General features: G+C 40.4%; 1 protein-coding gene. It reads right to left on the bottom strand.

Annotated features, from left to right (window positions below; translation table 11 throughout):
- The coding region (locus SB725_RS32095) for a hypothetical protein (protein WP_410923519.1) at window positions 1–260 on the bottom strand (260 nt) is incomplete at both ends.

Below are 260 nucleotides of genomic sequence, written 5' to 3'. Positions count from 1 at the left end.
CATTTGAATCCTGCCAGTTGATATTATCCATTGAGTATTTGTAAGGAGCACTTCCGCCCATTGCATGTACTGTTACATCATTGCTTGAAATATCAACACTTGTAATTACCGGTTGCTCTGAAGGATAAACTTTCACAGTCTGAATTGCAGTACAGTCTCCTGTTTTTAGTTTTACCCAATACGTTCCAACACTAACATTATTAATGGATGGTGTTATTGCTCCTGTGCTCCATTCGTAAGCACCGAATCCAGGACCTGCG

The organism is Pseudomonas sp. SIMBA_041 (assembly GCF_046535095.1).
GTDB classification, from domain to species: Bacteria; Pseudomonadota; Gammaproteobacteria; order Pseudomonadales; family Pseudomonadaceae; genus Aquipseudomonas; species Aquipseudomonas mucoides.
The sequence above is the reverse complement of the archived record's forward strand: the minus strand, read 5'-3'. Positions and strand labels throughout refer to the sequence as shown.